The organism is Streptomyces sp. SID1328 (assembly GCF_009865595.1).
Classification (GTDB): domain Bacteria; phylum Actinomycetota; class Actinomycetes; order Streptomycetales; family Streptomycetaceae; genus Streptomyces; species Streptomyces griseoluteus.
In genome coordinates, this window is the sequence record NZ_WWKH01000548.1 from 1 (window position 1) to 254 (window position 254).

Consider the following 254-nt stretch of genomic DNA (forward strand, 5'->3'; position numbering starts at 1 on the left):
TGCCCTCGTTGCCCTTGCTGTTGTTGCCCTCGTTGCCCTTGCTGTTGCCGTTGCCGTTGCCGTTGCCGTTCCCGTTGCCGTTCCCGTTCCCGTTGCCGCCGCCGATTGCGGCGGCGACGGCGGCCGGGGCCTCCTGGGGCGCCGAAGCGGAAGCGGCCGAGGCGTAGGTGATGCCGGTCGCGGCCAGAGCCGCGGCAGCCGACACAGCAGCGGTGACCACCGTCGAACGAAGCTTCATCTCACGATCTCCTGTC

At 69.3% G+C, this 254-nt stretch carries 1 pseudogene; it reads right to left on the minus strand.

Annotated elements, in window-relative coordinates:
• A pseudogene (locus GT030_RS16970) lies at positions 1-238 on the minus strand (hypothetical protein); the annotation flags it as partial.
• Between the last annotated feature and the right edge of the window lie 16 nt (positions 239-254).